3 protein-coding genes are annotated in these 5,363 nt (G+C 70.0%); all 3 read left to right on the forward strand.

The annotated features are described in order from the left end of the window. Positions 1–393: 393 nt before the first annotated feature. Positions 394–942, forward strand: a complete 549-nt coding sequence (locus GHC57_RS19415) for a type II toxin-antitoxin system RatA family toxin (protein ID WP_170294973.1) — start codon at positions 394–396, stop codon at positions 940–942. A gap of 104 nt (positions 943–1,046) precedes the next feature. Next, entirely contained in the window at positions 1,047–1,895 is an 849-nt protein-coding gene (rquA, locus tag GHC57_RS18605; RefSeq protein WP_211369251.1) for a rhodoquinone biosynthesis methyltransferase RquA, read from the forward strand. 121 nt (positions 1,896–2,016) lie between these two features. Then, positions 2,017–5,163 (forward strand): hypothetical protein, encoded by a 3,147-nt coding sequence (locus GHC57_RS18610; protein WP_153347082.1) that lies wholly within the window; start codon positions 2,017–2,019, stop codon positions 5,161–5,163. Positions 5,164–5,363: the final 200 nt, after the last annotated feature.

Consider the following 5,363-nt stretch of genomic DNA (forward strand, 5'->3'; position numbering starts at 1 on the left):
AACGTGTCCCGATCCATGCCCGCCTCCCGCGTTCGGTATCCTTCATGATACCAAATCCGGGAATGCATAGCGAACGCTATTTGAGCCTTGTTTTTTCGGGAGATGCGCCCCCTCTCCCGCAAGCGAAGGACGCGCCGACTCGCGCCTGTCGCGCGCCCGCGCCGACTCCGCGTCGTCATCCGCCGGGGACCGCCCGGCCCGAACGCTTCGGATGCGACCCCCTCCAATGGTCAGGGGCTGCGCCGTTCCGGTGCCCGGATCCGCCGAAAGAGCGGTGGAATCGGCCTTCAGCCGCCCATCCCGAGGTTTACGGTGCGGTTGCGAAAAGGCATGATGCCGCGCGCCCTCTCCAGCTCCGGAGGGCTGGACCGTTCAGTGCCGTGGAGCCTGCCCATGAGACAGTCCGTGCAGCGGGTCGTTCACCATGACCGGGAAAGGGTCTTCGACCTCGTTGCGGATGTGGAAGCCTACCCGACCTTCCTTCCGCTCTGGAAATCCGCCCGCGTCACAGGTCGGGACGCGGGGGGCTATCGTACCCATCAGGCCCTGGGAATCGGACCGGCGAAGCTGGATTTCGACTCCCGGACCGATCTGACCTATCCGGACCGGATCGTCATCAACGCATCGGGCCCCACCGTGCGCCAGTTGCACATGACGTGGACGTTCGAGGCCATGGACGCCGGACGGTGCCGGGTCGGGCTGGACTTGGTGGTTGAAGTGCATTCGAAGATGCTTCAGAAGCTGCTGCAAGCCACGTATGGCGAGATGGCGCCCCGCATGATTACCTCGTTCGAGACCCGCGCGCGCGCGGTCGCGCGCGGGGCCGCGCCGCCGCCGCCCAGTGCCTCGTCTCCAGGGGCATCATCGCCAGGGGCTGCATCTCCAGGGGCAGAGCCGCCAGGGTCTGCGCCGCGCGGGGGCCCGCGGGGACCCGTGCCGTGAGACCCGGGCCGCCGGGGCGGTTGCACCGACGCCCTGTCTGATCCCCGTTCGTCATCGGGAACCCGGTGCCCGTTTGGTCGAGTCAACACGCTTAGGATAGGTCCATGAACAAACCCCACGCGGCTGCGCCCGATTATCGCCTGGATCCGCTGGTGGAGGACGAGGTCTCGCTGCAGGCCTCCCGCGAGACGGCCGTGGCGGCCGGCCGTGTCCGTCCGACCCCGGTCGAGGTTCCGGCTCCGGCGGCCGCCATGGCCGCGCCGGCCACCCCGGCGATTCCCACCATTCCGGAATATCTCAGCAAGGTCTACACCTGGGCCTATCTGACGCCGGCGTACAGCCGGTTCCTCGACACCTCGCTGGTGGTCTCGTCCATCCTGTGGGGCAACGCCAACCGTCTGATGCGGGCCGGCTTCTCGGAGTTCAAGCCGGGCCAGGAGGTGCTTCAGCCCGCCTGTGTCTACGGCTGCTTCTCCAGCAAGCTGGCGGAGGTGCTGGGCCCCGAGGGCAAGCTGCACGTGACCGACGTGGCGCCGAACCAGATCGACGCCTGCCGCACCAAGCTGGCCGGCTTCCCCACGGCCACGATGAATCTGGCCGATGCCGCCGATCCGCGCGATCGGTCCTATGACGGCGTGTGCTGCTTCTTCCTGCTGCACGAGGTGCCGGAGGACTACAAGCACCGCATCGTCAAGAGCCTGCTGGACGCCACCCGCCCCGGCGGCAAGACCGTGTTCGTGGACTACCACGGCCCGAACCGCTGGCACCCGCTGCGGCCCCTCATGATCCAGGTCTGGCGCCTGCTGGAGCCCTACGCCCTGGCGCTGAGCGATCACGACATCATCACCTACGCCCCGCCCGACCTGGCGCAGGACTTCGTCTGGCGCAAGGAGACCTACTTCGGCGGACTGTACCAGAAGGTCGTTGCGACCCGGAAACCGCAAGGCGCTTGACTCCGGTCGGATCGGACTGCCTTTGACTCGAGACTCAAGAGTCCAGATTAACGTGTTGGAATCTTGACTCAAAGCAAGTACCCTGTTGTCAAAATGGCGTTGACAACAGGGGCGAGTCGCCATGGCAACCCGAGAAATCGACCCGGATGACGGGACCCCGCAGGGCGATCCCGCGCGGACCGCAGCCCGGCAGGACGCCCCCCGCCCGGCGCCGCACCTGGTGGCCGAGACCCGAACGGACACCGGGGCGACCCCCGAGGCGGAGGCCACCGACGACGGCGCGGCCGACACGGCCCCGCGCCCGCTGACCGGCACGCGCGCCGCCGCCGCAGGGGAGGCCCCGCCCGCATCCGATGGGGGCGCGGCCCGGGCCGATGATGCGGCCCCTGCCGAGGGCGACCCCGATGCCGAGCGCCCGGTGCCCAGCTTCTTCACGGCCCCCCGGCCCGAGCCGGAACGGACGCCGTCGGGTGAGCGGGTCTCGGTCCTGACGCGCCGCCTGCGCCCCCTGCTGGCGCGCGATGACGACGACACCGCCGGCCCCCGTCCCGAGGACGAGCCGGCCCCGTCCGTGGCCGCCGCGCCCGCCCTGGGCGAGGACCCCATGCTGCCCATGCCGCGCGGGCACGAGTGGCCGTCGTGGGTGGCCGCCGGCGTGTCGCTGTTCTGGCTCGCCTTCTTCGCCTTCTACATCCAGCAAAGCGTGGGCTGGTCCAACCTGTTCATGCTGCTGCCGCACGAGTTCGCCGGCTTCGCCGCCGGCGCGCTGATCCCGGTCGCCCTGGCCTGGGCGCTGGTCGCCGTGTTCACCCGCGACGGACGCTACGGCCGCGAGGCCCTGATCCTGCGCGACCAGTTGCGCAAGCTGGCCTATCCCACCGACACCGCGCGCGGCCAGATGAGCGACGTCGCGCGCTCGCTCACCGAACAGGCCCGCATGCTGACGGATGCCTCGCGCCAGGCCATGGCCGAGGCCCGGCAGGTGCGCGACGGCCTGCGCACCGAGGTGGTGGCGCTGTCCAGCCTGACCGACAAGTTCCGCGAGGACATCGCCCAGGTGATCCGCGATGCGGAGTCCCAGGTCTATGGGCTGGAGGACGCCACCGAACGCACGGTCAGCCGCGCCCGCGACGTGGGCCTGACGCTGGAACGCCACGGCACGACCCTGAACGACGTCGCCGACAAGATGCTGGCGCAGACCCGCACGCTGGACGACAGCCTGCGCAAGCACGTGCAGGACCTGACGCTGGCCGGCCAGCAGGCCCGCGACCAGGGCAATGCGCTGCGGGCCGTCAACGAGACCATCACCCGGCAGGTGCGCGAGGGCCGTGACCTGGGCGAGGCCCTGGCCGGCCTGATGAGCGATCTGGACGGGCGGCTGGGCGGCCAGCAGACCCACCTGGACGACCTGCGCGCCCGCTGGGAAAAGACCGGCCAGACGGTCGCGGAGCTGATGGGCACGCGCACCCAGTCGGTGGATCAGGCCAGCGAACGCCTGCTCAGCCGCACCCAGGTGATCGAGACCACCATCGGCCGCCAGACGGACGCGCTGATGACCGCCTCGGACCAGTCCATGGCGCGCCTGAAGGAGATGGAAGGCGTCTTCACCCGCCGGGTGCAGACCATGAACGCCACCGTGGACGAGGCCACCAACAAGATGTCCGACGCCTCGCTGATGGTCGCCCAGCGCGGCCAGGAGGCGGCCGGCGCCACCGCCGAGGCCACCGCCAGCCTGGAACGCGCGGCCAGCACCCTGGACGAGATGCTGCGCACCCTCAGCGCCGGGGTGCAGCGCGCCGAGCAGCGCGCCCGCGATGCCGGCGCGGCGGTCAAGGAGCAGGCCGAGAGCCTGGAGGATCACGCCAGCGAAGCGGGCCGTCAGGCCGGCCAGATCCGCGAGGCCATCGCCGCCCAGGCCCAGGAGCTGTCGGAGGGCGCGAAGCTCATCGGTCACCAACTCGAACTGGTGCAGAGCGCCCTGCAGCAGCAGTCGCGCCATCTGGGCGACGCCGCCAGCAACGCCGCCAACCGCATCGAGGACACGGTGGACTCGCTGCGCCAGCGGCTGAACGAACTGTCCACCATCTCCGGGCAGGTCAACACGGAGCTGGAAAGCGTGGGCCTCAGCCTCGCCGACCATGCCGAGACCCTGGAGGCCACGGGCGAGCGCACCGTCAACCACACGCACGCCGCCGCCGCCGCCGTCCGCAACGAGACCGAGAACCTGCAGCGCATGGTGGGACAGGTCCACAAGGCGCTGGAGGGCCTGGAAGAGACCCTCGCCGCCCGCAACCTCGCCATCAAGCACGCGGCCGAGGTGGCCGACGGCCATCTGACCGAAACCGCGCAGGTGATCGAGGGCAAGGTGCGCGTCATCGACGACAGCGCCACCCGCGCCAACGACTCGCTGGAGTCCACCGCCCACGCCCTGGACAATCGCGCCGGTCAGGTGGATGCCGTCATCAACCGCGCCATCGCGCGGCTGTCCGAGGTGGGCGGCGCCCTGGACCAGCACGCCCGCCTGTTCGAGGAGGTCACCGGGCGCGGCCTGTCCCAGGCCACCGTCGCGGGCAACCGCCTGCGTCAGTCCACCGAGGGCATTCAGGCCGCCGCCGAGAAGGCTGCCGAGACCGTGCGGGGCGCGGCCTCGCTGCTGGGCGGCACGCTGGAGGACTCCGACGAGCGCGCCCGCGCCCTGGTCCCGTTGCTGGAGAAGACCGCCGACGCCATCCGCCAGGAGGTGGACGGCATGGCCCTGTCCGGCGAGAAGGTGAGCGAGACCGCCCGTCGCCTGGGCGCGGACTTCGCCCGTCACGCCCAGACCCTGGTGGACGCCGCCAACAAGGCCGAGGACCGGGCCGGGACCCTGCGCGTGGAGATGGAGCGGGCCGAGGTCACCACCTTCCTGCATCAGGCCAGCTTCATGATCGAGCGCCTGGAGAGCGTGGCCGTGGACATCGCCCGCATCTTCAACCCGGTGCGCGACGAGGAGCTGTGGCGACGCTACCAGAAGGGCGACCACGGCGTGTTCCTGCGCCATCTGGCCCGGGTCATGACCGTCAAGCAGCACGGCGCGGTGCGCGAGATCTTCGACCACGACCGCGAGTTCCGGGGCTACGTCACCCAGTTCGTGACGGACTACGAAAGCCTGCTGGAACAGACCCGCCAGACCGCGCGCGCCGACATCCTGACCGCGCTGTTCATCGGCTCCGATCTGGGCAAGGTCTATCTGGTGCTCGCCAAGGCCCTGGGCCGCCTGGAGGAGTAATTTCGGGCAACCCAAGGTAAACCGGTTGGGTCGTCCAACCGGCCCGACCGGGCCGGCGCAGCGAAGCTGCGGAGCCGCACGCCCCGCAGGGGCGTTGCGGCGAGAAAAAAGAAGGCTCAAATAGCGTTCGCTATGCATTCCCGGATTTGGTATCATGAAGGATACCGAACGCGGGAGGCGGGCATGGATCGGGACACGTT

This window comes from Roseospira navarrensis (assembly GCF_009601025.1).
Lineage (GTDB): Bacteria > Pseudomonadota > Alphaproteobacteria > Rhodospirillales > Rhodospirillaceae > Rhodospira > Rhodospira navarrensis.

Bases quoted from the DNA above. Each gene is read 5' to 3' on its own strand.
- GHC57_RS19415 (WP_170294973.1), top strand. From the start codon at position 394: ATGAGACAGTCCGTGCAGCGGGTCGTTCACCATGACCGGGAAAGGGTC.
- GHC57_RS18610 (WP_153347082.1), top strand. From the start codon at position 2,017: ATGGCAACCCGAGAAATCGACCCGGATGACGGGACCCCGCAGGGCGAT.
- rquA (WP_211369251.1), top strand. From the start codon at position 1,047: ATGAACAAACCCCACGCGGCTGCGCCCGATTATCGCCTGGATCCGCTG.